The sequence below is a fragment of the Streptomyces roseofulvus genome, assembly GCF_039534915.1.
GTDB classification, from domain to species: Bacteria; Actinomycetota; Actinomycetes; order Streptomycetales; family Streptomycetaceae; genus Streptomyces; species Streptomyces roseofulvus.
This window is the reverse complement of sequence record NZ_BAAAWE010000001.1, coordinates 6,325,562-6,349,876: the sequence shown is the minus strand read 5'-3', so window position 1 is coordinate 6,349,876 and position 24,315 is coordinate 6,325,562. Positions and strand designations below refer to the sequence as shown.

Genomic DNA, 24,315 nt, shown 5'->3' with positions numbered 1-24,315 from the left:
TGCTAGCTCCCTCGGTAAACGGAGTAGCCGAACGGGTTGAGCAGCAGCGGTACGTGGTAGTGCTCGCCCGGCTTGACGGCGAACGTGATCGCCACCTCCGGGAAGAAAGCACCGGCCGGACCGCTGTCCCGATTCGCGGGGGCGTCCTGCTGCGCCTCGGCTTGCTGGTTCTGCTTGCTCAGGAAGTACGCCTCGGTCTCGAAGTCGAGGCGTACGTGGGTGGTGCCGACCGGCAGGGCCGGCAGGTCCTTGCACCGTCCGTCGGCGTCGGTGGCCGAGCCGCCGAGCGCGACCCAGGCGGCGTCGGAGCCGGCGCGGGCGGCGAGGGTGATCGCCACGCCCTCCGCGGGGCGTCCGATGCTGGTGTCCAGGATGTGGGTGGACACCGAGGCCGTGGTGTCGGTGCTCATGCGGCGCTCTCTTCCTCTACGAGTCGGGTGAGCCGGATGCGGTTGATCTTGCCCAGTTCGGCGCGGACGATCTCGCGCTCCTGCTCGGGCGCGTTGCCGATCCGGTCCTTGACCGCGTCGCGCATCTGCTCGCCGGTCCTGCCGGTGGCGCAGATGAGGAAGACGTGGCCGAACTTCTCCTGGTAGGCCAGGTTCAGTTCGAGCATCTCGGCCTTGAGCTCGGCGGAGGCGCCGGCCATCCCGCTCTGCTCGCGGGTGGAGGTGGCATCCCCTTCCTTCGGACGACCGATCGGCGGGTGGCCCTCCATCGCCTCGGCCAGGTCCTCGGCGGTGAGCTCGGCCATGGCGGCGTCGCTCGCGAGGAAGAGGGCTTCGGCGGTGGTGTACGGGCGCTGGGCGAGAATCCTGCTCCCCCACGCCGAGCTGGAGCACACCTCGTGGAGCGCGGCGAGGGCCTCGCTGTCCGCCGAGGTGTTGAACCGGGTGAGGCCCGGTGTCGTACCTGAAGTCACGGGAAGCCTCCGTGGCTGTTTTTCGCTGTGCGTCGGACGGGCTGCGGATAGCTAACGCCCTCGACAACAACACGTCAACACTTTGTTGAAAACTCGGCGTTACAAAAGCCGCCGTCCCGGCATGTGGACGGCGGCTGGTGGCTGCTCTTGATCAACTACGCGTTCTTGGAGGCGTTTTCCCTGTTCAGGTAGTTGTAGACGGTGAAGCGGCTGACACCGAGTGCCCCCGCCACGGTCTCCACCCCGTGCCGCACCGAGAAGGCGCCACGGGCCTCCAGGACGCGGACCACCTCCTGCTTGCTCTTCCGGTCGAGCTCCGACAGCGGCATCCCGTGCCGCCGCTCCATCGCCGCGAGGATGTGGTCCAGCGAGTCGGAGAGCTGCGGCAGCCGCACGGCGAGGACGTCCTCGCCCTCCCAGGACAGGACGACGTCGTCCGCCGCCGCCTGGCCGGGCTCCACCAGCTCCGCGCCCATCGCGTCGACCAGCGGCTTCACCGCCGCCGCCAAGGGATGCTCGGTCACTTCGCGTCCTCCCCGCCCTCACCGATCACGTTGACCTGGAGCGAGACCCGGGTGGCACCGGCACCGAGCGCCTTGCGCAGCAGCTCGTCGACGGCGGTGAGCACGGCGTCGGCGCCGCCTTCCGCGGTGTTGCCGAAGGGGCCGACGTCGACGGCGTCCAGTTCGGCCGACTGGATGACCTCACGAGCCACGACCGCGTGCGCCGGCGCCTCGTCGAGGTCGAACGGCTCGGTCGTGAACTCCACTCTCAAACGCACCATGCCCCCACGCTACGGGCCGTTCGAGCCGCTGGGGAGCCCCGGACCTGCGGGGACCTCTTGACAAGTCAGGCGCCCGCCCGGCAACCTTCCGTCAGACAGAAAACGACTTCCGCAATACGGAAGGAGCGCCGCCCCTCATGGGATACTCGGACCAGCGCTTCGATGTGAACCTGTCGATCCTCTTCACGGAACTCCCGCTCCTGGAGCGCCCCGCGGCCGCCGCCGCGGCCGGCTTCACCGCGGTCGAGCTGTGGTGGCCCTGGATCGACACCGCCACCCCCGAGCAGAGCGAGCTCGACGCCCTCAGGAAAGCCCTGGAGGACGCCGGCACCCAGCTGGTGGGCCTGAACTTCTACGCCGGACAGCTCCCCGGCCCGGACCGCGGCGCGGTCTCGGTCCCGGGCGAGGAGTCCGACCGCTTCAAGGCCAACATCGACATCGCCGCGGACTTCGCCGCCTCGGTCGGCTGCAAGGCGCTCAACGCGCTCTACGGCAACCGCGTGGAGGGCGTCGACCCGGAGGTCCAGGACGCCCTCGCCCTGGAGAACCTGGTCCTGGCCGCCCGCGCCGCCGACCGCGTCGGCGCGATCCTGCTGATCGAGACCCTGAACAAGCCGGAGTCGCCGCTCTACCCGCTGGTGAGCGCCCCCTCCGCGATCGAGGTCGTGGACAAGGTGAACGAGGCCACCGGGCTCGGCAACGCCAAGTTCCTCCTCGACATCTACCACCTGGCCATGAACGGCGAGGACGTCAGCGACGTCATCGCGCGGTACGCGGCGAAGACCGGTCACGTCCAGATCGCGGACATGCCGGGCCGCGGCGCCCCGGGCACCGGCGAACTGCCGCTGGAGCAGCTCCTCGACGAGCTGAGGAAGGCCGGTTACGACGGCTTCGTGGGCCTGGAGTACAAGGCCGCCGACGCCGCCGCGTCCTTCGAGTGGCTCGCCTCCGAGGCCCGCCCGGCCCGCTGACGCAGGCCCCCTCCCCGTACGACCTTGTTCTGAGAGGCACCCTCACCATGAGCAGCAACCTTCCCAAGATCGCGTGGATCGGCCTCGGCATCATGGGCTCCCCCATGTCCGAGAACCTGATCAAGGCCGGCTACTCGGTCACCGGCTTCACCCTGGAGCAGGACAAGCTGGACCGCCTGGCCGCCGCCGGCGGCACCGCGGCCGGCTCGATCGCCGAGGCCGTCGAGGACGCCGACGTGATCATCACGATGGTGCCCGCCTCCCCGCAGGTCGAGGCGATCTCCTACGGCCCCGAGGGCATCCTGGAGAACGCCAAGCAGGGCGCGCTGATCGTCGACATGTCGTCGATCACCCCGCAGACCTCGGTCGACCTGGCGAAGAACGCCAAGGAGAAGGGCATCCGCGTCATCGACGCCCCCGTCTCCGGCGGCGAGGCCGGCGCCATCGAGGCCGTGCTCTCCATCATGGTCGGCGGCGAGCAGGCCGACTTCGACGAGGCCCTCCCGATCCTGGAGGCGCTCGGCAAGGTCATCGTCCTCTGCGGCCCGCACGGCTCCGGCCAGACGGTCAAGGCGGCCAACCAGCTCATCGTCGCCGTGAACATCCAGGCCTGCGCCGAGGCCGTGGTCTTCCTGGAGAAGTCCGGCGTGGACCTCAACGCCGCCCTCGACGTCCTCAACGGCGGTCTGGCCGGCTCCACGGTGCTGACCCGCAAGAAGGACAACTTCCTGAACCGGGACTTCAAGCCCGGCTTCCGGATCGACCTGCACCACAAGGACATGGGCATCGTGACCGACGCCGCCCGCAACGTCGGCGCGGCCCTCCCGGTCGGCGCCGTGGTCGCCCAGCTCGTCGCCTCGCTGCGCGCGCAGGGTGACGGCGGCCTGGACCACTCGGCCCTGCTCCGCGCCGTCGAGCGCCTCTCCGGCGCGCAGGTCTGAGCCGACGCCCCGCCTCGGCGGGGCCCCAGATTTCCGGTCGGCGGCGGTGCTGACACCTGTCCTGTCGCGCCCAAGGCGCCGCCGCCGACCGGAACACCCCACTTCATTTTCAACAAACTGTTGACGCTGTGTTCGAGGCGAACTTACGCTCCACCGCAGTCAGCAGCATCCGTACGGAAAGGCCACCATGTCGAAGCGCGTGCTTACGACCGAGTCCGGCGCCCCCGTCGCCGACAACCAGAACTCCGCCACCGCCGGCGTCGGTGGCCCTCTCCTCCTCCAGGACCAGCACCTGCTGGAGAAGCTCGCGCGCTTCAACCGTGAGCGGATCCCGGAGCGCGTGGTGCACGCCCGCGGCTCCGGCGCGTACGGCTACTTCGAGGTGACCGACGACGTCACCGCGTACACCAAGGCCGACTTCCTCTCCCAGGTGGGCAAGAAGACGGAGCTGTTCATCCGCTTCTCCACCGTGGCCGACTCGCTCGGCGGCGCGGACGCGGTCCGCGACCCGCGCGGCTTCGCGGTGAAGTTCTACACCGAGGAGGGCAACTACGACCTCGTCGGCAACAACACCCCGGTGTTCTTCATCAAGGACCCGATCAAGTTCCCCGACTTCATCCACTCCCAGAAGCGCGACCCCTTCACGGGCAAGCAGGAGCCGGACAACGTCTGGGACTTCTGGGCGCACGCCCCCGAGGCCACCCACCAGATCACCTGGCTCATGGGCGACCGCGGCATCCCGGCCTCGTACCGTCACATGAACGGCTACGGCTCGCACACCTACCAGTGGACCAACGAGGCGGGCGAGGCGTTCTTCGTCAAGTACCACTTCAAGACGAACCAGGGCATCCGCTCGCTCTCCTCCGAGCAGGCCGCCGAGCTCGTCGGCAAGGACGCCAACTCGCACCAGACGGACCTGCTCCAGGCCATCGAGCGCGGCGTGAACCCGTCCTGGACCCTGTACGTGCAGGTCATGCCGGCCGCCGAGGCCGCCGACTACCGCTTCAACCCGTTCGACCTCACCAAGGTGTGGCCGCACGCCGACTACCCGCTCCAGCGGGTCGGCCGGATGGTCCTCGACCGCAACCCGGACAACGTCTTCGCCGAGGTCGAGCAGGCCGCGTTCTCCCCGAACAACTTCGTCCCGGGCATCGGCCCCTCGCCGGACAAGATGCTCCAGGGCCGCCTCTTCGCCTACGCGGACGCCCACCGCTACCGCCTCGGCGTCAACCACACCCAGCTCCCGGTGAACGCCCCCAAGGCGACCGTCGCCGAGAACTACGGCCGCGACGGCCTCATGGCGACCCGCAACGGCTCGCGGTACGACAAGAACTACGAGCCCAACTCGTACCAGGGCCCGGCCCAGACCGGCACGCCGCTCTCCGCGCCGCTCGCCATCCACGGCTGGACCGGCACTCACGCGGCCCCGCAGCACACCAAGGACGACGACTTCTTCCAGGCCGGCGAGCTCTACCGCCTGATGTCGGAGGACGAGAAGTCCCGTCTGATCGCCAACATCGCCGGCGGTCTCTCCCAGGTGTCCCGCGAGGACGTCATCGAGAAGAACATCGCCCACTTCGCCGCCGCCGACGCCGACTACGGCAAGCGCGTCGAGGAGGCCGTCCGCGCCCTGCGCGAGGACTAGTTCTTCTCGATCCCCGGACCGCGTACGGCACCTGACGGGAGGTCAGAGCCGTACGCCGTCCGGAACGCCGGCCCGGATGAGGGGTGGCCGGTGATCCGGACAGCGTGAGGACCGCGGTGGCTCCGAGCCAGTGCGGTGGCCAGGACGCCAGGCCGCCCTTCCAGACCTGAAGGAAGGACCGGCCGAAGCGTCCGCCGGAGCCGCCGCGGTCCCAACGCCCGCTCCCCGCGAGGGAGCCCGCCGACTCCGCCCGGCGGTGCGAACGTCCTGTCGCGCCAGCCTCGCCCCGCCGGGCGGTCACCAGACGAGAGCGCGGAACCAGGTTTACGGTCCCTGGTTCCGCGCTCTTTTCCATGCCCCGGTACGGGGACACAGCGCATCGTTTCTGCGGTGAACATCCGCGCCCGCTCGGCGGAGCGCACCGCGATTCGGCCCCGTGCGCCCCCGCTCCGGCGCTATCCACCGGTACGTGATCAAGAACCTGATGCGCGGGCTCGCCCCGCTCGCCCTCGTCCTGTCCCCGCTCGCCGCCCCCTCCCCCGCCGTGCCCGCCGCCCCCGCCGGCGTCCAGCTCTTCCCGGACGCGCTGGCCGAACTGGCCGAGGCCACCGAGGACTCCACCGGGTACAAGGAGTCCGCCTTCCCCCACTGGGACAAGGGCCTCGACGCCGACGACGCCTGCGACACCCGGGCCGAGGTGCTGCTCGCCGAGGCCGTCGAGGCGCCCACGACCGGCACCGGCTGCGCGCTCACCGGCGGCCGGTGGACCTCGTACTACGACGGCCAGACCGTCACCGACCCGGCGCTGCTCCGGGTCGACCACCTCGTCCCGCTGGAGGAGGCGTGGGCCTCCGGGGCGTCCGGCTGGACGGCGGCCCGCCGGGCGAAGTACGCCAACGACCAGGGCGCCGCGGCGACCCTGGTCGCGGTCACCGCCCGCAGCCAGAAGGCGAAGGCCGGCCAGGACCCGGCCGCGTGGGTGCCCGACGGGAACGCCGCCTACTGCCGCTACGTCGGCGAGTGGGTGGGGACGAAGCTGCGCTGGGGGCTCTCGGTCGACAAGGACGAGATGGAGGCGCTCAAGCTGTTCGCCGACGGGCCGTGCGAGGAGACGGTCGTGCTGCGCTCGACAGCCCCGCGGTGAGGGCGGCGGTGACGGCGAGCGAGGCCACCGCCAGAAGGGCCATCGCCGTCGCCGGCGAGGTGAGCTGCGCGAGACCGCCCGCCAGGGCCGCGGCGAGTCCCTGGCAGGCGAGCATCCCGGAACCGTGCAGGCCGAGCGCGTGCCCGCTCGACTCGTCCGGGACCAGCGCCAGCAGCCGCTCCTGGTGGAGCAGGCTCGCGCCGTAGCCGACCGCGGAGACCGCCACGGCCGCGCCGGCCACCACCACGGGCAGTCCCGTGCCCAGCGCGAAGAGCAGGTACGGGGCGGCCAGCAGGGCCTGGAGGGGCGCGGCGAGCCGCGCCCTCAGCCGCGCCGGCACGAACCGCCCCAGGACCGTGTCGCCGGCGAGCATGCCGGCGGCGGCGCAGGCGAAGAGCAGGCCGGCGCGGCCGGGGTCGTACGCCACGAAGAGCGCCTCGCAGCCGACGATCAGCCCGTTGGGCACCCACAGGGCCAGGTAGAGGAGACGGCGGTGCCGGTCGGCGAGCAGCCGGGCGTTGGTCCGCCAGGTCTCGGCAGCCGAGATCCGGCCGGCGGCGCGGGGCGGGCGGGCGGCGAGCCCGCCGCGGTAGAGCAGGGCGCCGAGGAGGTAGAGGGCGGCGCCGACGAGCAGGGTGCCGCGCGCGGAGAGCACGGCGAGGAGCACGCCTCCGGTGGCGAAGCCGGCGATCTGGCAGACGCCGACGGCCATGTTCATCACCGAGCGGCCGAGCAGATAGCGCTCGCGCGGCAGGATCTCGCCGAGGAGCCCGTACCGCACCCCGCCGCCCAGCGACCCGACGACGCCGAGGACGGCGAGCAGCCCGAACGCGGCACCGAGCGGCAGCCCGGGCACGGCCTGGACCGCCGTCCCCGCCGCGAACACGACCGCGACGACGGTCAGCGCGGTACGGGGCGGCAGCCGGTCGGCGGCGGAGAGCAGGGTCGTGGCGCCGAGCAGCTGGGCGAGCGAGGGCCCGAACATCGCGAGCGCGCTGAGCAGCGGGGATCCGGTGGAGCGGAAGACGAGCGTGGCGAGCCCGAGTCCGGCCACCGTCTGGGCGGCGGTCTGCGCGGAGCCGGCGAGGAAGAGGGGCGTGAACTCGGGCGTGCGGAACAGGTCGCGGTAGCCCGCCTGGGCGGGCGTCTCGGAGACGGAGAGGGACATGCCGGGGATTCTGCGGAGCCGGAAATCGCCCCGGTACTGTTTCGCGGGACCGCGAAACAGTGGGCGCGGGGCAGCGCGTGCGACGAGGCTCGGGCGGCGGGGCCGAGGCGGGGCACGAGCGGGGGGACGGGCAGGGCGGGGGCCGGGGCGTGGGGTGGTGGCGGATCGGGGCGGACACGCTCGCGGGCGGCCGGTTCGTGGTGTCGCCGCTCGCCGAGACCGTCGCGGCGCTGAAGGCGCTGCACGCCGGGCGGGCCGGGCACCCGGGCGAGCGGGGGTGGCTGGCGGAGCACCTGCCGGCCTACCGGGCGCGGATCGCGGCCGAGCCGCTGGACGGGCTGCTGGTGCGGGCGGCGATCAGCCCCACCTGGAACGCGGACTTCCTCACGCCGACCCCGCTGGGCGAGGGCGAGCGGTGCTTCGAGGAGGAGGTGGCGGTCGTCCGCGCCACCGGACAGCCGGCGGCCCTGGCCGACCTCGCGGTCTCGGTCGGCGGCCCGGTGCCGGAGCCGCTGGCCTCGGCGCGTGATCTGCCGGGGCGGCTCGCGGAGTTGCTGACCTGGGTGTGGCGGGAGACGGTGCTGCCGGAGTGGCCGCGGCGGCGCCGGGTGATGGAGGCCGACGTGACGGCCAGGACCGCGCGGCTCGCGCGGGACGGCTGGGCGGCCGCCCTGGACGAGTTGTGCCCGGGGAAGATGCGGTGGCTGGGGAACGGCAGGCTTCAGGTCAACGCCCGCGACTATCCGCCGCGTTCGGTCGAGGGCGGCCGGCTGCTGCTCGTGCCGGTGACGCCGAAGACCGGCTGGGTGTCGTGGGACGCGACGCGGGAGGGGGACGAGCGGTACGCGATCGTCTACCCCTGCGCGGGGGTTCTGGCGCACGGGGCGGGCCCGGCGGTGCCGGAGGCGCTGGGCGCGCTGCTCGGACCGGCCCGGGCCGGGGTGCTGCTGCGCCTGGAAGCGCCGCTGTCCACGAGCCAGTTGGTGGCGCTGACGGGCCAGGGCCTCGGATCGGTGGGGCGCCACCTGAAGGTGCTGCACGACGCCGGGCTGGTACGCCGCAGGAGGGCGGGCCGTTCGGTGCTGTACGACTGGACGGAGGCGGGCGCGGTGCTCGTACGTGCCCAGCGGCCCGCCCCCTAGAACCCGGCCCAGGCGCGCAGCCGTTCGCCGAGGACGACGGGGTGCGGCAGGCCGGCGAGGGCGGCCGGGGCGATGTCCACGCCCTGGCGGGCGAGGATGCCGGCGAGAGCGGCCCAGTGGGCGTCCGCGGCCTCCTCCTGGGTCTGGTCGCCGTAGGGCTCGTCCGGGCCGACGACGGTCCGGGCGGTCTCCTCGACGGACTCCACCGTGAGGTGGTCGCGCACGTCGGCGCCGCCGACGACGCTCTCGGCCCAGCCCCGGTCGTCGAGGAGGACGAGGGCGCGGCCGTCGGAGAGTTCGGCTTCCAGCCGTGCGGAGACGGACAGCTGCCGGTCGGTGGTGTGGGCCTCGAGGAGTTCGGCGTGGGTGACGAGACGCAGGGGGGTGGCGGAGGTCATGGGTCCACGGTAGACGCCGCGTGCCCGGCCGGATGGAGCCGGCCGGGCACGTCGGGGCGGGACGGGAGCGCGTCCCGGGTCGGCCCGCCCGCCCCGTCACGTGGACGACGGATGCGGGCGGGAGCCGGGGGCGGGCCCTCGGAGGGCCCGGCGGTCAGACCGCGAGCGGCTTGATCGCCGTCGGGGCGTGGCCCGGCTCGGTGGCCAGGTCCTCGAACTCGGTGACGTCGCTCATGTCGACGGTCTTGCTCATCGCGATGTTGGTGATGCGCTCCAGGATCGCCTCGACGACGACCGGGACCTGGAACTCGACGGCCATCTTCTTGGCCTGCTCCAGCGCCTCGCCCAGCTTCGCCGGGTCCTCGACGCGGATCGCCTTGACGCCGAGGCCCTCGGCGACCTTGACGTGGTCGACGCCGTAGACGCCGATCTCGGGGGTGTTGATGTTCTCGAACTCCAGGTTGACCTCGAAGTTGATGCCGAGGCCGCCCTGCGCCTGCCGGATGAGGCCGAGGTAGGCGTTGTTCACGAGGACGTGGACGTAGGGGACCTTGTGCTGGGCGGCGACCGCCAGCTCCTCGATCATGAACTGGAAGTCGTAGTCGCCGGAGAGCGCGACGACCGGGGTCTCCGGGTCGGCGGTGGCGGCGCCGATGGCGGCGGGGATGGTCCAGCCGAGCGGGCCGGCCTGGCCGCAGTTGATCCAGTGGCGCGGCTTGTAGACGTGCAGGAACTGCGCGGCGGCGATCTGGGAGAGGCCGATGGTGGTGACGTACCGGGTCTCCGGGCCGAAGGCCTTGTTCATCTCCTCGTAGACGCGCTGCGGCTTCATGGGGATGTTCTCGAAGTGCGTGCGGCGCTGGAGGGTGGCCTTGCGCTCCTGCGCGGAGGCGGCCCAGGCGGTGAAGTCGGGCAGCCGGCCCGCGGCCTTCCACTCCTCGGCGATCTCGACGAAGAGCTCCAGGGCGGCCTTGGCGTCGGAGGCGATGCCGTAGTCCGGCGCGAAGATCTTGCCGATCTGGGTGGGCTCGATGTCGACGTGGACGAACTTCCGGCCGGCCGTGTAGGCGTCCATGTTGTAGCCGGTGTGGCGGTTGGCCCAGCGGTTGCCGATGCCGAGGACGAAGTCCGACTCCAGGAAGGTGGCGTTGCCGTAGCGGTGCGCGGTCTGCACGCCGACCATGCCGGCGGCGAGCTCGTGGTCGTCCGGGATGGTGCCCCAGCCCATCAGGGTGGAGATGACCGGGATGTTCGTCAGCTCGGCGAACTCGACCAGCAGGTCGGAGGCGTCGGCGTTGATGATGCCGCCGCCGGCGACGATCAGCGGGCGCTCGGACTCCAGGAGGAAGGCGAGCGCCTTCTCGGCCTGGGCGCGGGTCGCGGAGGGCTTGTAGACCGGCAGCGGCTCGTAGGTCTCCGGGTCGAACTCGATCTCGGTCAGCTGGACGTCCAGCGGGAGGTCGATGAGGACCGGGCCGGGACGGCCGGAGCGCATCAGGTGGAACGCCTGCTGGAAGACGCCGGGGACCTGCGCGGCCTCCAGGACGGTCGTCGCGGCCTTGGTGACCGGCTTGGCGATCGAGGCGATGTCGACGGCCTGGAAGTCCTCCTTGTGGAGCTTCGAGGTCGGCGCCTGGCCGGTGATGCAGAGGATCGGGATGGAGTCGGCGATCGCCGAGTACAGGCCGGTGATCATGTCGGTGCCGGCGGGGCCGGACGTACCGATGCAGACGCCGATGTTCCCGGCCTTGGCGCGGGTGTAGCCCTCGGCCATGTGGGAGGCGCCCTCGACGTGGCGGGCCAGCGTGTGGCTGATGCCGCCGACGTTCTTGAGCTCGCGGTAGAAGGGGTTGATCGCCGCGCCGGGCACGCCGAACGCGTTGGTGACGCCTTCGCGCTTGAGGATCTCAACGGCCGCTGCGGCGGCGGTCATACGAGGCATGGGAGTGCTCCTGCTCGGCCGGTCGGTCGCAGGTTCCGGGCGAGCCGCCCGTCCCTGTTTCCGTAATGCGGAAGAACTGTTCTGCTATACGGAAGCAATGTAGGTGGGGGTCGGGAAGCCGTCAAGGGACCGCCCACCAGGCGGGCGCCCGCGAACGCCCGCGGGCCGTCCCCGATGGCCGAAGTCGCACCCCCGCGCGGCCGGATTGGTGGACGATGGACGAACGGGAAGAGGGGGTTCGGTGTGGGTGAATCGGTGACGGTGCGCTGCCCGGAGTGCCGGCGGAGCCATGCCTACGCGGCGCCCGCCTTCCCCTGCCCCTGCGGCAGCCCGGTCGCCCCGCGGCTGACCCCGGACTCCACCGCCGAACCGGTTCGGCGCCGCAACTGGCTCGACGAGTGGGTCACCGTCCGCTGCCGCGCGTGCGGCCGCGAGGACCAGTGGCCCCACCCGGAACTCGGCTGCGCCTGCGGGGCGGTCCTGCGGGTCCCCGTCGCCCCGCCCACGGAGGACGAGAACCGGCAGCGGACGGAGCCGGGGGCGGCTGCCGCCGGGACGGCGACGGGGACGGCGACGGGGCAGGCGCCCGGCCCGACGACCGGTCCGGAGAACGGGCCGGTGGCCGGGATGGGGAGCGGGCCGGGAAGCGGGACGGCGACCGGACCGTGGGTCGGACCGGAGACCGGGGCGGCGACGAGGTCGGCGAGCGGACGGGCGACGGGACCGGAGGCCGTGCCGGAGCCCTGGCCGGCGACGGGCGCCGAGACCGGGCCGACGGCCGGGCTGGGGATTGGGCCAGGGGCCGGACCGGGGGCTGGGCCGGGGACCAGGACGGAGAGCGGGCCGGAGATCCCGCCGGGAAGCGGGCTGGAGCCCGGACCGGAGAGCAGATCGGGGACCAGGCCGGAGAGCGGGCCGGAGATCCCGGCGGGAAGCGGGCTGGAGAACGGACAGGAGGTCGGGCCTGGGAACGGAGCGGAGATCGCTCCGGGAAGCGGGCCGGAGCCCGGACCGGCTACCGGTACGACCACCGGGCCCGCGACCGGGGCAGACGACGGGGCCGGGGAGGGGTACGGCTCCGAGTCGCGGCGTTCTCGCGCGTACGACCCCGGCGACTCCGCCGGTACCGGGTCCGGGGCCGGGCCGGCCCGGCCCCTCGCCGCCCGGGACGACGACGTCGAGACCGGACGGCGCAGGCCCGCCGGTCCCGTCTCGGACTGGTTCGGGAACCCGCCGCGGTCCTTCGCCGAGCGGTACCCGGAGCGCGTCCCGCTGCAGCCGACCGCGCCACGGTCCGCCGCCGCGCGGGACGCGTTCCGGCCGGTGACGATCCGGACGGCGCGGGACGCGGTCGCCGCGGCGGCCACGTATCTGCACTGGCTCGGCTTCCGGGACATCGTGCAGCCGGAGGACCGGCACTCCGCCGGGGTGGACCTGCGCGGCACCGGGCTCGTCGCCCAGGTGGACCCGAGCACCCGGCCCGCCGGGCTGCGGGCCGTCGAGTGCCTGTGGCTCAACGGACTCAGCGCCTCCGCCGTGAGCGTCTTCTTCTCGCTCGCCGGCTACACCCCCGAGGCCCGGTCGCGCGCCGCCGAGATACGGCTGCCGCTCTTCGTCCTCGACCTCACCGGCACCCCGCAGCCGGTGAACGACGCGGCCGACGAACTCACCTCCGGCGGCGCCGTCTGAGCCGGGCGGGATGCACGACCCCGCCCTTTGAGCGAACGGATCCGGCCATCCACGCGTGATGATCACGCTCCCCCGGGCAGAAACACCCTGGGGGTGGAGGGCATGGGAACGGGGACGTGGTGGTGCGCGGCGGCCGCCTGGGCCGAACTGCTGGCGGCGGCGGTGCTGCTGCGCGGTACGGGCAGAGGCGGAGGTACGGGCTCCGCCGGGGCGGTGCCGGGGCCGGAGGCGCTGGCCCTGCTGCGCGGCGGCCGGCGGGCCGCGGTGACGGTCGCGCTGGTGGCGCTGCACCAGCGCGGCGCGGTCGCGGCGGGCCGCAAACATACGGTTCGGGCCAATGGCGGGCCGGGGCGGATCCGCAACCCCGTCCAGCTCGCCGTCCACCGCTCGCTCCGCAACGCCCTCCCCCCACGCGCGCTGGCCCTGCGCCCCGAGGCGCGCCGGGCGGTGGACGGGCTGCGGGCCGAGCTGGGGCGGGCGGGGCTGCTGCGTCCGCCGGGGCCCCGGCGCGCGGCCCGGCTGCTGTCGGCCGCGGCGCCCCTGACCCTCGCGGCCGGACTGCTCGCGGACGCCGCCGCCGGCGACGGTCCCGGGCTCGTGCCCGCCCTCGCCCTGGGGGTGCCGGTCGCCGTGGCCGCCGTCGCCCTGCTGCGGCTGCCGACGACGACGGGGGCCGCCCGGCGGCTCCTGGCCGAGCTGCGGGAGCGGCACCCGCTGCCCGCGCACCGGAGCGAGGTGACGGACGGCCGGCTGGTCCAGCTGTACGTGGCGCTGTACGGCGACCCGGCGCTGGCGCTCTTCCTGCCGCGCTTCTCCCGCGACGGGGGCCTGCTCGACGAGCGGTGAACCGGAGCCATACTGGCGTATGCGCATCCGAGCTGCCGCACCGGCCGAACTCCCGCTGCTCCAGTCGATCGAACGCGCGGCGGGCGAACCCTTCCGCACCCTCGGCATGGCGGCGATCGCCGATGACGAACCCCTGCCGCTGGAGGTGCTGGAGGGGTACCGCGCGGCGGGCCGCGCCTGGGTGGCGGTCGACGGGGCCGACCGGCCGGTCGCGTACCTGATCGCGGAGACCGTCGACGACGCCGCCCACATCGAGCAGGTCTCCGTGCACCCCGATGCGGCCCGCCGGGGCGTCGGCCGGGCGCTGATCGAGCACCTGGCGGAGGCCGCCCGCGCGGAGGGCCTGACGGCCCTCACCCTGACGACCTTCGCCGAAGTGCCGTGGAACGCCCCGTACTACGCGCGACTCGGCTTCCGCCCCCTCGCCGACACCGACCCGGCCCTCACCGACGGCCTGCGCGCCATCAGCAGGGCCGAGGCCGCCCACGGCCTGGCGGCCTGGCCCCGCGTCTGCATGCGGCGCGACCTGCCGGCGGAACCCGGCTAGGCCGTCTCTTCCGGATCATGCCGGGCTCGCGGCGTCTGGCACGCACGCTCGCGGCGTTGTCGTCGGTCGCCGACGCTCCGCGTCGACTCCCTCCTCCGCCTTGCGAGCGCACGCACCAGACGCCGCTCCCTGATCCGGCCTGATCCGAAAGAAACGACCTAGGCGCCGTACCGCTCCCGCAGTTCCACCTTCCGCACCTTGCCGCTCACCGTCATCGGGAACTCGGTGAGGATCTCGACGCGGCGCGGGACCTTGTAGTGGGCGAGGCGGTCGCGGCAGAAGGCGGTGATCTCGTCGAGGGTCGGCGGGTCGGCCGGGTCGCGCGGGATCACGCAGGCCAGGATCTCCTCGCCGTACCGCTCGTCGGGGACGCCGACGACCTGGACGTCGGCGATCTTGGGGTGCCCGTACAGGAACTCCTCGATCTCGCGCGGGTACACGTTCTCGCCGCCGCGGATGATCATGTCCTTGATGCGGCCGACGATCTGGACGTAGCCGTCCTCGCGCATCACCGCGAGGTCGCCGGTGTGCATCCAGCGGCCGGCGTCGACGACTTCGGCGGTCTTCGCCGGCTCGTCCCAGTAGCCGAGCATCACGCTGTAGCCGCGGGTGCACAGTTCGCCCGCGGTGCCGCGCTCCACGGTGAGGCCGGTGGCCGGGTCGACGACCTTCACCTCGACGTGCGGCATGACCCGGCCGACGGTGCCGGTGCGGCGCTCCAGGTCGTCGTCGCGGCGGGTCTGGGTGGAGACCGGCGAGGTCTCGGTCATGCCGTAACAGATCGACACCTCGGCCATGTTCATCTCCGCGACCACCCGCTTCATCACCTCCACCGGGCACGGGGAGCCCGCCATGATGCCGGTGCGGAGGGAGGAGAGGTCGTACGCCGCGAAGTCCGGGAGGTTCAGCTCCGCGATGAACATGGTCGGCACGCCGTACAGGGAGGTGCAGCGCTCCTCCTGGACGGCGCGGAGGGTCGCGGCCGGGTCGAAGGACGGGGCCGGGATCACGACGCAGGCGCCGTGCGAGGTGGCCGCCAGATTGCCCATCACCATGCCGAAGCAGTGGTAGAAGGGCACGGGCACGCAGATCCGGTCCTGCTCGGTGTAGGCGATCATCTCGCCCACGAAGTAACCGTTGTTGAGGATGTTGTGGTGGGAGAGGGTGGCGCCCTTCGGGAAGCCGGTGGTGCCCGAGGTGTACTGGATGTTGACCGGCTCGTCGGCGGCGAGCGGTTCGGGGGCGAGGCCGCCGGACGGGCGGGCCGCGAAGGACTCCCAGCTCGGGTCGCCGAAGTACACCGCCTCCCGCAGCTCCGGGCACTCGGCCCGGACCTCCTCGACCATCGCCCGGTAGTCGCTGGTCTTGTGGGCGAGCGAGGCGAAGAGCAGCGAGATCCCCGACTGGCGCAGGACATAGGCGAGTTCGTGTGCGCGGTAGGCCGGGTTGATGGTGACCATGACGGCGCCGACGCGGGCGGTGGCGTACTGGACGAGCACCCACTCGGGGCAGTTGACCGCCCAGATCCCGACCCGGTCGCCCTTGCGGACGCCGCTGCCGAGCAGCGCCGCCGCGATCCGGTCGACGTCGGCGCCGAACTCGGCGTAGGTCCAGCGCCGTCCGCCGGCCACGTCGACCAGGGCCTCGCGGTCGGGCCAGGCGGCGACGGCCCGGTCCAGGTTGGCGCCGATGGTGTCGCCGAGGAGCGGGGTGTCCGAGGTGCCGTGCGCGTAGGACGCCTCCGTACCGGTCACGCCAGGTCTCCTTCGGTGAACTCCGGGCCGGTGGACGCGCCTTCGGCGGTGAGGCGGCGCAGCTCGACCCGCCGGATCTTGCCCGAGACGGTCTTCGGCAGGTCGGCGAACTCGATGCGGCGCACCCGCTTGTACGGCGCGAGGACCGCCCGCGAGTGGGCGAAGAGGGCCCGGGCGGTCTCCGCGTCCGGCTTGAAGCCCTCCGCGAGGACGACGTACGCCTTCGGGACGGCGAGCCGCAGCGGGTCGGGCGCGGGGACGACGGCCGCCTCGGCGACGGCCTCGTGCTCCAGGAGCGCGCTCTCCAGCTCGAAGGGGCTGATCTTGTAGTCGGACGCCTTGAAGACGTCGTCGGCGCGCCCCACGTAGTGGATGTAGCCGTCCTCGTCGCGGCTGCCGATGTCGCCGGTGCGGTAGTAGCCGCCGGCCATCGCCTCGGCCGTCTTCTCCGGGTCGCCGTGGTAGCCGGTCATCAGGCCCACGGGGTGGGCGGACAGGTCGAGGCAGATCTCGCCCTCGTCGGCGTCCGGGCGGCCGGTGACCGGGTCGACCAGGGTGACCGCGTAGCCGGGGCTCGGGCGGCCCATCGAACCCTCCTTGAGCCGCTGGCCGGGGCTGTTGGAGACCTGGACGGCGGTCTCGGTCTGCCCGAAGCCGTCGCGGATGGTGACGCCCCAGGCGCGCCGGACCGCCTCGATGACCTCCGGGTTCAGCGGCTCGCCGGCGGCGACGACCTCCCGCGGCGGGGTGGTCAGCCGGCTCAGGTCGGACTGGATGAGCATCCGCCACACGGTCGGCGGGGCGCAGAAGGAGGTGACGCCGTGGCGTGCCATCTCGTCCATGAGCCGGCCCGCGTCGAAGCGCGTGTAGTTGTGGATGAAGACGGTCGCCTCGGCGTTCCAGGGGGCGAAGAGGTTGGACCAGGCGTGCTTGGCCCAGCCCGGCGAGGAGATGTTGAGGTGGACGTCGCCGGGCTTGAGCCCGATCCAGTACATCGTCGCCAGGTGCCCCACCGGGTAGGAGGTGTGGGTGTGCTCGACCAGCTTGGGGCGGGCGGTGGTGCCGGAGGTGAAGTACAGCATCAGGGTGTCGTGGGCGAGGGTGACGCCGTCGGGCTCGAAGACGTCCGACTCGGCGGCGGAGAGCTCGTACCCCAGCCAGTCCGTGCCGTCGCCGCCGATCGCGATGCGGGTGTAGTCGCCGGGGACGTCGTCGAACTTGGCGGTGTCCTCGGAGCGCGCGATCACGTGCCGCGCCCGGCCGCGTTCGACCCGGTCGCGGAGGTCGGCGGGGCCGAGCAGCGGGGTGGCGGGGATGACGACGGCGCGCAGCTTCATCGCGGCGAGCATCGTCTCCCACAGCTCGGCCTGGTTGCCCAGCATCACGATGATCCGGTCCCCGGCGCGGACGCCCTGGGCGCGCAGCCAGTTCGCGACCCGGTTGGAGCGGGCCGACATCTCCGCGAAGCTCAGCTTCGTCTCGGAGCCGTCCTCCTCGACGATGTGCAGGGCGGTGCGGTCGTTGCCCTCGGCGATGACGTCGAACCACTCCAGCGCCCAGTTGAACCGGTCGGGGCGGGGCCAGGCGAAGCCGCCGTACGCCGTCGCGTAGTCCTCGCGGTGCCGGAGCAGGAAGTCCCGGGCGGTCCGGAACTCCTCCGTCGCGCTGGTTGCCGTCATGTGTCCTCCTCGTTGCGGGACCGGTCCCGCACATCGTGTAATCGGTGACCCAGGTCTCACTACCCCCGTTCGGGGGTGATGGAGTGAGAGGGAAGGAGCGTTCTCCCGTGTCCGAGCGGATCGAGGCGGTGGAGCTGCGGGCCGCGCTGCTGCGGCTGCGGCGCGGCAGCGGGCTGCCCGTGGTCTTCGGCGGCCTGGTGCGGGACGCCGGCCGGCCGCTGCGGATCGCCGAGCTGCACGGGGCGGTGACCCCGGCGCTCCAGGGCCTGGCGATCTCGCCCGGCAACGGCCTGGGCGGCAAGTGCCTGGCGCTGGCCCGGCCGTGCGCGGTCACCGACTATCCGGTGGCCCGGCACATCACCCACGAGTACGACCTGCCGGTGTCGGCGGAGGGCCTGCGGTCGGTGATCGCGGTGCCGGTGGTCGTCCGGCGGCAGGTGCGCGGGGTGCTGTACGGGGCGCTGCGGGACGCGCTGCCGCTCGGCGAGCGGGTCTTCGACGCGGCGGTGGCGGCGGCCCGGGACGTGGAGCAGGCGCTGGCCGTACGGGACGAGGTGAGCCGGCTGGTGGAGCCGTCCGGGCCTCCGGGCCCGTCGTGGGAGGAGGTGCGGCACGCTCACGGCGAGCTGCGGGCCCTCGCCCCGCAGGTCGTCGACGAGGAGCTGCGGGCCCGGCTGCTCGCCGTCTGCGGCCGCCTGGAGTCGGCGTCCGGGCGCCCCGCGCCGCTCCCGGGGCCGGCGCTGACGCCGCGCGAGACGGACGTGCTGGCGGCGGTCGCCTCCGGTGCGACGAACGCGGCGGCGGCGCAGCGGCTCGGGCTGCGCCCGGAGACGGTCAAGGGCTATCTTCGCTCGGCGATGCGGAAGCTGGGGGCGCACACCCGCCTGGAGGCGGTGGTGGCGGCGCGGCGGGCGGGCGTGCTGCCGTAGCCGGTCCGCGCGGGAACGGGGTCAGTCCTCGGCGCGGAAGACGAGGTCGTACGCGCCGTCGGCGGGCACGGTGAGGCGGAGCGTCCGCTCGGCCTCGGCGGTGAGGGCGGCCCGGTCGGCGCGGGTGAACCGGGTGAAGGGCTCGACGGTGAGGGTGACGCGCTCCTTGGTCTCCTCCAGGTGCCAGAGCCCGGCGAGGAACCCGTCGAGGAGGAAGACGCGGTGGGCCTGGTTGCCGGTCCAGGTGCGGGCCCGGTGCGCCTCGGGGACGATCCGGCGCCGGTCGGCGTGGGAGAGCAGCAGGTTGTCGAACTCGGGCAGGAAGCGCGGCGGGGCCGGGGTGGTCTCGTCCGGGCGGGGCGCGTCGGGCAGGTCGAACAGCTCGGTGCCGTCCTCGTCCCGGAAGGTGACCAGGTCGGGCCGCAGCCGTTCGAAGGCCGGCCGCAGCCGGGTCAGCCCGCACCAGGTCTGCATGTCCCTGACGGAGGCGGGGCCGAAGGCGGCGAGGTAGCGCAGCACGGTCTCGCCGGGGTCGGCGGGCTCGTACGACGCTCCCCCGAACCACACGTCGGTGGTGGTCAGCGCCACCTGCCCGCCCCTGCCCCACAGGCCGCGCGGAGTGACCTGGACGAGCGGCAGCATGCAGCGGGCTGCCATGGTCAGGGCCAGCGGGTCGGCGTCCGGCCACGTGCCGAGGAGGTGTTCGCGGAGCTGCTTGGGGGTGCGGGGCTCCTCCTCGACGAGGTCGCGGGCGAGGGCCGCGAGCCGGTCGAGGTCGACGCCGTCGAGCTTCTTGCGGAAGATGGCGAGCTCGCGGTCGACGGCGCCCGGCTGGGCGAAGGCCCGCAGGGCGACGGCGTCGCGGGCGGTGTGGGTGTGGACGGTGGAGCGCAGGGTGGCGATCCGGGCGACGGCCCGGGACTCCATGAGCGCGGACAGCTCCTCGGGCCGGAACCCGTCGAGGCGGGCGGCGAGCGCGTAGTACGGCGGCTTGGTGTTCTGCGCCTGCAGTCCCACCAGATGACGCACGGCCTCCTCGGGCGAGAGCGCCGAGGGCGCGAGCAGCAGCTGACGGGCGAGGGTGGCGCGCCCCAGGGCGCGACGCGAGACCGGGGGAAGGGTGTCCATACGGGGGACGCTACAAGGCAACCAGGACAGTTCCTGACCTCTTTCACCCGCGCGGCGCGAACGCGTCGAGCACGGCGGCCGCCCCCGACTCCCCTCCCCCTCCCCTCCCCCACCTCCGACCCCGCCCCCAGCCGCCCCATTCCGACCCATATACCCTTCTCATCCCCGGCGGAGATCCGTCCGGGTCCCGCAAGCAGCCGACGGAGGTACGTACGTGTCCGACCGCCGACCCCGCGCGGCCTGGCGCCGCCGCCCGGAGCCGTCCCCGGCCGCCGCGCAGCCGGAGCCCTCGGACGGGCCGAGCGTGATCCAGGCGACCCTGTACCGCGACGGACGCAAGGTGTCGTCGCCGGCGACGCTGGCGGAGACGTACCGGCAGCTGCGCGAGCACCCGGACGGCATGGCGTGGATCGGTCTGCACCGCCCGACGGAGGAGGAGCTCCACTCCCTGGCCGCCGAGTTCGACCTGCACGAACTCGCCGTCGAGGACGCGCTCGAAGCCCATCAGCGGCCGAAGCTGGAACGGTACGGCGACACCCTCTTCGTCGTGCTGCGCGCGGCCCGCTACCTGGACGCGCAGGAGGAGGTCGACTTCGGCGAGCTGCACATCTTCGTCGGGCCCGACTTCCTCATCACGGTCCGGCACGGCGGCGCCCCCGACCTGTCGGCGGTCCGCCGCCGCATGGAGGGGAACCCCGATCTGCTGGCGCTCGGCCCGGAGGCCGTGCTGTACGCCATCCTGGACACGGTGGTCGACGGCTACGCCCCGGTCGTCGCCGGTGTGCAGAACGACATCGACGAGATCGAGACCGAGGTCTTCGGCGGCGACCCCGCCGTCTCCCGCCGCATCTACGAACTCTCCCGCGAGATGGTGGAGTTCCAGCGCGCCACCCGCCCCCTCGTCGGCATGCTGCACGGCCTGATGGCCGGCTTCGCCAAGTACGGCACCGACGAGGAGCTCCAGCGCTACCTCCGGGACGTCGCCGACCACGTGACCCACACCAGCGAACGCGTCGACGGCTTCCGCCAGGCCCTCACGGAGATCCTCACCGTCAACGCGACCCTGGTGACCCAGCAGCAGAACGCGGAGATGCGCGCCCTGGCCGAAGCCGGCTTCGAGCAGAACGAGGAGATCAAGAAGATCTCGTCGTGGGCGGCGATTCTCTTCGCGCCCACGCTGGTCGGAACCATCTACGGGATGAACTTCGACAACATGCCGGAGCTGCACTGGGCGGGCGGGTATCCGTTCGCGGTGGTGCTGATGGCGATGGTGTGCACGAGCCTGTACGTGGTCTTCAAGAGGAAGGATTGGCTGTAGCCGGTGCGGGCCGGGCGGGCGTGGCCGGATCTGACAGAACATGGTCATTGCGGCCGTCGGGGCGGGCCGACATGATCGGTGCATGCTTCCACCGCACAGGGTCGTCATCGCCGCCTTTCCCGGCGTCGAACTGCTCAACGTCACCGGTCCGGCCGAGGTGTTCTCGATGGCCGGGCGGCTCGGGGGCGCCGGGCGGGCCGGCTACACCGTGCGGATCGCGACGGGGCGGGGCGAGCCGGTGGCCACGGCGGGCGGGATCCGGCTGATGGCCGATCTGGCCCTGGACGAGGTGGCCGGCGATGTGGACACCCTGCTGGTGTCGGGTGCCGTCCGGGTGCGCGGCCACGAGGTGGAGCCGGTGCTCGACCGCGAGATGGTGGACTGGCTTCGGGAGGTGGCTCCGGACACGCGCCGGGTCGGGTCCGTCTGCGCGGGCGCGCATCTGCTGGCGGCGGCGGGGCTGCTGGACGGACGTGCCGCCACGACGCATTGGCGGACGGCCGCGCGGCTGGCCGCCGACCATCCGCTCGTCACCGTCGATCCGGACCCGATCTTCCTCCGGGAGGGCGGGCTGTGGACCTGCGCCGGCATCGCGTCGGGGATGGACATGGCGCTGGCCATGGTCACCGAGGACCACGGTCCCGAACTCGCCCTCGCCACGGCCCGGACGATGGTCATGTACGTCAAACGCGCGGGCGGACAGAGCCAGTTCAGCGTGCCGCTCACGCCGCCCGCGGCGCCCGGCGACCGGGTGGACGACCTGCGCGTGTGGATCGGCGAGCACCTCACCGAGGACCTGTCGGCCGAGGTCCTCGCGGCCCGGCTGCACCTGAGCGTGCGTCACTTCTCGCGGCTGTTCCGCGACCGCACCGGCACCACGCCGGCCGTGTACGTCGAGTCCGTCCGGCTGGAGGCCGCCCGCCGGCTGCTCCAGGACACCGCCCACGGTCTGCCCGAGGTCGCCGCCCTCAGCGGCCTCGGTTCCGTGGAGAGCCTGCACCGTTCCTTCCGGCGCCGTCTCGGCACCACCCCCGCCGAGTACCGCCGCCGCTTCCGCTGAGCCCCGCACCCCCTTCCCCTGCCGTCCGCGGGCCACCGCGCGACGGAGGACCGTCATGCCCGAGGAGAGACACGTGTCCCGAACCAAGGTCGTCCCCATCCCGGTCATGGGCCGGCACCACATCAACGCGTACCTGCTGCTCGGCCGGCGGCCCGTCATCGTCGACGCGGGCACGCCCGGCAGCGGCCGCAGGATCCACGAGCAGGTCGCCGCCCACGGCGTGGACCCCGCGGACGTGTCGCTGATCGTCATCACGCACGGCCACATCGACCACTTCGGCTCCGCCGCCGAACTGCACCGCCTGACCGGGGCGCCCGTCGCGGGGCACGTCGCCGACCTCGGCCCCTACCGCTCCGGCCGGGCCCGCGAACCGTACCTGCCCACCGGGCTGATGGGCCGCCTCATGGCCCGGCACCGGAACCTGCACGTCCGGGTCCCCCCGTTCGAACCCGACGTGGTCGTGACCGGCGAGACCGACCTGGAGGACTTCGGCGTCTCGGCGCGCATCATGCCGACCCCCGGGCACACCGCCGGGTCGGTCTCCGTCCTCACCGACCGGGGCGACCTCGTCGCCGGCGACCTGGTCGCCAACTCCCTCTTCGGACTCGTGCGGGGCCGCCCCGCCAACCCGCCCTTCCACGACGACCCGCTGGGCAACCTCGCGAGCCTGCGGAGGATGCTCGACCTCGACCCCACCCGCCTCCACGTCGGCCACGGCACCCCGCTGGAGCCCGACCGGGTCCGGCGCTGGGCCGACCGGGAGCAGCGGCGCCTGACCCGGCTCGCGGCGGCGGGCCGGCTCCCCGCCCGCACGGAGACCGGCGCACCCCGATAGCGGGATCCCGTCGCCGGGGCCCGCTCGCCCCGCCGCTGCCGCGCCTGTGCCGGCCGGCGGGCGGACGCGGGCGCCGTCAGGCCGCCGGCTCGGGCTTCCGGAGCCAGTGGCGGAGGTTGACGGCCGCCGCGCGGGCCACGGAGTGCGGGCTGAGGAAGCCGAGGGGGCCGATGAGCCGGGAGGCGAAGAGGTACATGTGGCGGGCGGCGGCCGCGTCCCGGGCCGCGGCGGAGAACATGAGGCGTTCGCCGGGGTTGAAGGGACGGGACCGCGCGTAGTCGACGGCCAGTTGCTGGTGGGGCCGGAGCCGGCGGCGGTGGGTGCGGCCGTACGCGGCGAGGGCGCGGTCGAGGTCGCCGCGGCCGGTCACGGCGGGGGCGACCGCGTCGGCCAGCCACTGCGCGGTCTGCAGGGCCCAGCCGCAGCCGACGCCCCACAGGGGGTCGCCGGTGAGGGCGGCGTCGCCGACGAGGGCGATGCCGGGGGCGGTGGGGTCGCGGGTGATCAGCGGGTAGTCGACGGTGCCGACGAACTTCGAGACGCGCCGGGCGGAGTCGATGGCGGGCGCCTCGGGCAGGGCGCGGACGAACGCGTGGAAGCTGCCCTCCAGGTCCTCGCGGAAGGCCGGCAGGTGCTTCTTGTCCGGGAGGACGGCGAGGACGGTGACGCCGTCGTCGTTGGGGAACGAGTACGCCATGTCGGGTTCGAGGAACCACGCCTGACCGATCCCGCCGGGCAGCGGCAGGTCGCGGAAGTGGGCGAGGTAGCCGAACCGTCCGTTCTCGTACCGCCGTTCGCGGATGCCGGCGAGCCCGGCGACGGCGGAGTCCTTGCCGTCGGCGCCGACGACCAGGCGGGCGCGGAGCTCGCGTGCGCCGCCGGGGCCCGTGACGCGGACACCGGTCGCGCGGTCGGCGTCCCGGAGCAGTCCGGTGACCTTGTGGCCGAGGAGCAGGTCCACGCCGGGGGTGCGCGCCGCGTGGGACCTGATGAGCGGGTCGAGGGTGGAGCGTCGGACGTTGTACGCGTACGGGAGCGCGGGTCCGCCGGGTGCGGCGCGCGGTTCGATCCAGCCCCAACGGGTGTACCAGCGCGCCTCGTTGCGGACGGCTCCGGCCTTCTCCAGGTCGGGAAGGAGGCCGAGTTCGTCGAGGACCGGGTGGGCGCAGGCGGTGAGGGCGTGGGTGCAGAGCACCTTGTACGCGTCGGGGTCCGAGCGGCGCTCCAGGAGGGCGACGCGGGCGCCGCGCCGCGCGAGCAGGATCGCCGCGGCGCTGCCGGCGAGGCTCGCCCCGCTGATGACGACGTCGTAGGTGCCGTCCGGTCGCGGGCCGGGTGCCGTGCTCTCGGGCTCGGTCATGGGCCGATCGCCCCCTTCGAGGTGTCAGTCGCCGGTGGAAGTCGTGCGGCCACTCCTGTCAGGGGCATGACCTCGCTGTCAAGGGGTCGGGGGCCCGGGCGGACGGGCGTCCG

The 24,315-nt window shown here is 73.3% G+C and carries 24 protein-coding genes; 12 read left to right on the top strand and 12 right to left on the bottom strand.

From position 1 onward, the window contains the following. Nucleotides 1–2: 2 nt before the first annotated feature. From uraH to ABFY03_RS29180, 4 genes are all read right to left on the bottom strand, one after another. Complete coding sequence (uraH, locus tag ABFY03_RS29195) at nucleotides 3–410, bottom strand: hydroxyisourate hydrolase (RefSeq protein WP_031015272.1); 408 nt, start codon at nucleotides 408–410, stop codon at nucleotides 3–5. Then, entirely contained in the window at nucleotides 407–922 is a 516-nt protein-coding gene (uraD, locus tag ABFY03_RS29190) for a 2-oxo-4-hydroxy-4-carboxy-5-ureidoimidazoline decarboxylase (RefSeq protein ID WP_346171202.1), read from the bottom strand. Before uraD ends, uraH begins: the two co-directional genes overlap by 4 nt. Nucleotides 923–1,077: 155 nt before the next feature. Beyond that, nucleotides 1,078–1,398: a helix-turn-helix domain-containing protein gene (locus tag ABFY03_RS29185; RefSeq protein ID WP_319009261.1), complete on the bottom strand. Its 321-nt coding sequence runs from the start codon at nucleotides 1,396–1,398 to the stop codon at nucleotides 1,078–1,080. A gap of 44 nt (nucleotides 1,399–1,442) precedes the next feature. Continuing rightward, nucleotides 1,443–1,703, bottom strand: a complete 261-nt coding sequence (locus tag ABFY03_RS29180) for a YkoF family thiamine-binding protein (RefSeq protein WP_037881565.1) — start codon at nucleotides 1,701–1,703, stop codon at nucleotides 1,443–1,445. 140 nt (nucleotides 1,704–1,843) lie between these two features. Between ABFY03_RS29180 and ABFY03_RS29175 the strand changes: the two genes are divergently transcribed. The 4 genes from ABFY03_RS29175 to ABFY03_RS29160 all read left to right on the top strand — a co-directional run bounded on the left by ABFY03_RS29175 (nucleotide 1,844) and on the right by ABFY03_RS29160 (nucleotide 6,407). After that, a complete protein-coding gene (locus ABFY03_RS29175) occupies nucleotides 1,844–2,677 on the top strand; it encodes a TIM barrel protein (RefSeq protein WP_346171201.1) in 834 nt (277 codons plus the stop codon). A gap of 47 nt (nucleotides 2,678–2,724) precedes the next feature. Then, entirely contained in the window at nucleotides 2,725–3,618 is an 894-nt protein-coding gene (locus ABFY03_RS29170; RefSeq protein WP_319009203.1) for a 2-hydroxy-3-oxopropionate reductase, read from the top strand. Between the two features lie 187 nt (nucleotides 3,619–3,805). Beyond that, nucleotides 3,806–5,263 (top strand): catalase, encoded by a 1,458-nt coding sequence (locus tag ABFY03_RS29165; protein ID WP_319009202.1) that lies wholly within the window; start codon nucleotides 3,806–3,808, stop codon nucleotides 5,261–5,263. Between the two features lie 469 nt (nucleotides 5,264–5,732). Beyond that, nucleotides 5,733–6,407 (top strand): HNH endonuclease, encoded by a 675-nt coding sequence (locus ABFY03_RS29160; RefSeq protein ID WP_346171200.1) that lies wholly within the window; start codon nucleotides 5,733–5,735, stop codon nucleotides 6,405–6,407. Here the strand turns inward: ABFY03_RS29160 and ABFY03_RS29155 are convergent. Continuing rightward, complete coding sequence (locus ABFY03_RS29155) at nucleotides 6,343–7,575, bottom strand: MFS transporter (RefSeq protein ID WP_346171199.1); 1,233 nt, start codon at nucleotides 7,573–7,575, stop codon at nucleotides 6,343–6,345. The two genes, ABFY03_RS29160 and ABFY03_RS29155, sit on opposite strands and share 65 nt — an antisense overlap. Nucleotides 7,576–7,724: 149 nt before the next feature. Between ABFY03_RS29155 and ABFY03_RS29150 the strand changes: the two genes are divergently transcribed. Continuing rightward, a complete protein-coding gene (locus ABFY03_RS29150; RefSeq protein ID WP_319009199.1) occupies nucleotides 7,725–8,717 on the top strand; it encodes an ArsR/SmtB family transcription factor in 993 nt (330 codons plus the stop codon). Here ABFY03_RS29150 and ABFY03_RS29145 read toward each other — a convergent pair. The 3 genes from ABFY03_RS29145 to ABFY03_RS37955 all read right to left on the bottom strand — a co-directional run bounded on the left by ABFY03_RS29145 (nucleotide 8,714) and on the right by ABFY03_RS37955 (nucleotide 12,088). Continuing rightward, nucleotides 8,714–9,115, bottom strand: a complete 402-nt coding sequence (locus tag ABFY03_RS29145) for a hypothetical protein (protein ID WP_346171198.1) — start codon at nucleotides 9,113–9,115, stop codon at nucleotides 8,714–8,716. The genes ABFY03_RS29150 and ABFY03_RS29145 overlap by 4 nt on opposite strands. Nucleotides 9,116–9,269: 154 nt before the next feature. After that, nucleotides 9,270–11,057 carry a glyoxylate carboligase gene (gene gcl / locus ABFY03_RS29140; RefSeq protein WP_346171197.1) on the bottom strand — a complete coding sequence of 596 codons (1,788 nt, stop codon included), beginning with the start codon at nucleotides 11,055–11,057 and terminating at the stop codon, nucleotides 9,270–9,272. 293 nt (nucleotides 11,058–11,350) lie between these two features. Beyond that, nucleotides 11,351–12,088 carry a hypothetical protein gene (locus ABFY03_RS37955; protein WP_386723546.1) on the bottom strand — a complete coding sequence of 246 codons (738 nt, stop codon included), beginning with the start codon at nucleotides 12,086–12,088 and terminating at the stop codon, nucleotides 11,351–11,353. Nucleotides 12,089–12,380: 292 nt separating this feature from the next. On the opposite strand from ABFY03_RS37955, the gene ABFY03_RS29130 reads away from it, so the two are divergent. From ABFY03_RS29130 to ABFY03_RS29120, 3 genes are all read left to right on the top strand, one after another. Further along, nucleotides 12,381–12,746, top strand: coding sequence for a hypothetical protein (locus ABFY03_RS29130; protein WP_346172379.1), 366 nt, complete (start codon nucleotides 12,381–12,383; stop codon nucleotides 12,744–12,746). 102 nt (nucleotides 12,747–12,848) lie between these two features. Further along, nucleotides 12,849–13,592 carry a TIGR04222 domain-containing membrane protein gene (locus ABFY03_RS29125; RefSeq protein WP_346171196.1) on the top strand — a complete coding sequence of 248 codons (744 nt, stop codon included), beginning with the start codon at nucleotides 12,849–12,851 and terminating at the stop codon, nucleotides 13,590–13,592. A 19-nt stretch (nucleotides 13,593–13,611) separates the two neighbouring features. Further along, nucleotides 13,612–14,139, top strand: coding sequence for a GNAT family N-acetyltransferase (locus tag ABFY03_RS29120; protein WP_346171195.1), 528 nt, complete (start codon nucleotides 13,612–13,614; stop codon nucleotides 14,137–14,139). 158 nt (nucleotides 14,140–14,297) lie between these two features. Here the strand turns inward: ABFY03_RS29120 and ABFY03_RS29115 are convergent, their stop codons facing one another. Further along, on the bottom strand, nucleotides 14,298–15,893 hold the full coding sequence (locus ABFY03_RS29115; RefSeq protein ID WP_346171194.1) for an AMP-binding protein: 1,596 nt from the start codon (nucleotides 15,891–15,893) through the stop codon (nucleotides 14,298–14,300). Beyond that, nucleotides 15,890–17,572: an AMP-binding protein gene (locus ABFY03_RS29110; protein ID WP_346171193.1), complete on the bottom strand. Its 1,683-nt coding sequence runs from the start codon at nucleotides 17,570–17,572 to the stop codon at nucleotides 15,890–15,892. Before ABFY03_RS29110 ends, ABFY03_RS29115 begins: the two co-directional genes overlap by 4 nt. A gap of 107 nt (nucleotides 17,573–17,679) precedes the next feature. Here ABFY03_RS29110 and ABFY03_RS29105 point away from each other — a divergent pair, with 107 nt between their 5' ends. Then, a complete protein-coding gene (locus ABFY03_RS29105; protein ID WP_319009192.1) occupies nucleotides 17,680–18,501 on the top strand; it encodes a helix-turn-helix transcriptional regulator in 822 nt (273 codons plus the stop codon). A 21-nt stretch (nucleotides 18,502–18,522) separates the two neighbouring features. Here the strand turns inward: ABFY03_RS29105 and ABFY03_RS29100 are convergent, their stop codons facing one another. After that, the gene (locus ABFY03_RS29100; protein ID WP_346171192.1) at nucleotides 18,523–19,629 is read right to left on the bottom strand and encodes a winged helix DNA-binding domain-containing protein; all 1,107 of its coding nucleotides are present in this window, start codon (nucleotides 19,627–19,629) and stop codon (nucleotides 18,523–18,525) included. 214 nt (nucleotides 19,630–19,843) lie between these two features. Between ABFY03_RS29100 and ABFY03_RS29095 the strand changes: the two genes are divergently transcribed. The 3 genes from ABFY03_RS29095 to ABFY03_RS29085 all read left to right on the top strand — a co-directional run bounded on the left by ABFY03_RS29095 (nucleotide 19,844) and on the right by ABFY03_RS29085 (nucleotide 22,842). Then, a complete protein-coding gene (locus ABFY03_RS29095) occupies nucleotides 19,844–20,947 on the top strand; it encodes a magnesium and cobalt transport protein CorA (RefSeq protein ID WP_319009190.1) in 1,104 nt (367 codons plus the stop codon). Nucleotides 20,948–21,029: 82 nt separating this feature from the next. Then, on the top strand, nucleotides 21,030–22,007 hold the full coding sequence (locus ABFY03_RS29090; protein ID WP_346171191.1) for a GlxA family transcriptional regulator: 978 nt from the start codon (nucleotides 21,030–21,032) through the stop codon (nucleotides 22,005–22,007). Nucleotides 22,008–22,080: 73 nt separating this feature from the next. Beyond that, nucleotides 22,081–22,842: an MBL fold metallo-hydrolase gene (locus ABFY03_RS29085; protein WP_319009188.1), complete on the top strand. Its 762-nt coding sequence runs from the start codon at nucleotides 22,081–22,083 to the stop codon at nucleotides 22,840–22,842. Nucleotides 22,843–22,918: 76 nt separating this feature from the next. Here ABFY03_RS29085 and ABFY03_RS29080 read toward each other — a convergent pair whose 3' ends face one another. After that, complete coding sequence (locus ABFY03_RS29080) at nucleotides 22,919–24,202, bottom strand: NAD(P)/FAD-dependent oxidoreductase (RefSeq protein ID WP_346171190.1); 1,284 nt, start codon at nucleotides 24,200–24,202, stop codon at nucleotides 22,919–22,921. Between the last annotated feature and the right edge of the window lie 113 nt (nucleotides 24,203–24,315).

Bases quoted from the DNA above. Each gene is read 5' to 3' on its own strand.
- uraH (WP_031015272.1), bottom strand. From the start codon at position 410: ATGAGCACCGACACCACGGCCTCGGTGTCCACCCACATCCTGGACACC.
- ABFY03_RS29185 (WP_319009261.1), bottom strand. From the start codon at position 1,398: ATGGGCGCGGAGCTGGTGGAGCCCGGCCAGGCGGCGGCGGACGACGTC.
- ABFY03_RS29175 (WP_346171201.1), top strand. From the start codon at position 1,844: ATGGGATACTCGGACCAGCGCTTCGATGTGAACCTGTCGATCCTCTTC.
- ABFY03_RS29170 (WP_319009203.1), top strand. From the start codon at position 2,725: ATGAGCAGCAACCTTCCCAAGATCGCGTGGATCGGCCTCGGCATCATG.
- ABFY03_RS29165 (WP_319009202.1), top strand. From the start codon at position 3,806: ATGTCGAAGCGCGTGCTTACGACCGAGTCCGGCGCCCCCGTCGCCGAC.
- ABFY03_RS29155 (WP_346171199.1), bottom strand. From the start codon at position 7,575: ATGTCCCTCTCCGTCTCCGAGACGCCCGCCCAGGCGGGCTACCGCGAC.
- ABFY03_RS29145 (WP_346171198.1), bottom strand. From the start codon at position 9,115: ATGACCTCCGCCACCCCCCTGCGTCTCGTCACCCACGCCGAACTCCTC.
- gcl (WP_346171197.1), bottom strand. From the start codon at position 11,057: ATGCCTCGTATGACCGCCGCCGCAGCGGCCGTTGAGATCCTCAAGCGC.
- ABFY03_RS29125 (WP_346171196.1), top strand. From the start codon at position 12,849: ATGGGAACGGGGACGTGGTGGTGCGCGGCGGCCGCCTGGGCCGAACTG.
- ABFY03_RS29120 (WP_346171195.1), top strand. From the start codon at position 13,612: ATGCGCATCCGAGCTGCCGCACCGGCCGAACTCCCGCTGCTCCAGTCG.
- ABFY03_RS29110 (WP_346171193.1), bottom strand. From the start codon at position 17,572: ATGACGGCAACCAGCGCGACGGAGGAGTTCCGGACCGCCCGGGACTTC.
- ABFY03_RS29100 (WP_346171192.1), bottom strand. From the start codon at position 19,629: ATGGACACCCTTCCCCCGGTCTCGCGTCGCGCCCTGGGGCGCGCCACC.
- ABFY03_RS29090 (WP_346171191.1), top strand. From the start codon at position 21,030: ATGCTTCCACCGCACAGGGTCGTCATCGCCGCCTTTCCCGGCGTCGAA.
- ABFY03_RS29080 (WP_346171190.1), bottom strand. From the start codon at position 24,202: ATGACCGAGCCCGAGAGCACGGCACCCGGCCCGCGACCGGACGGCACC.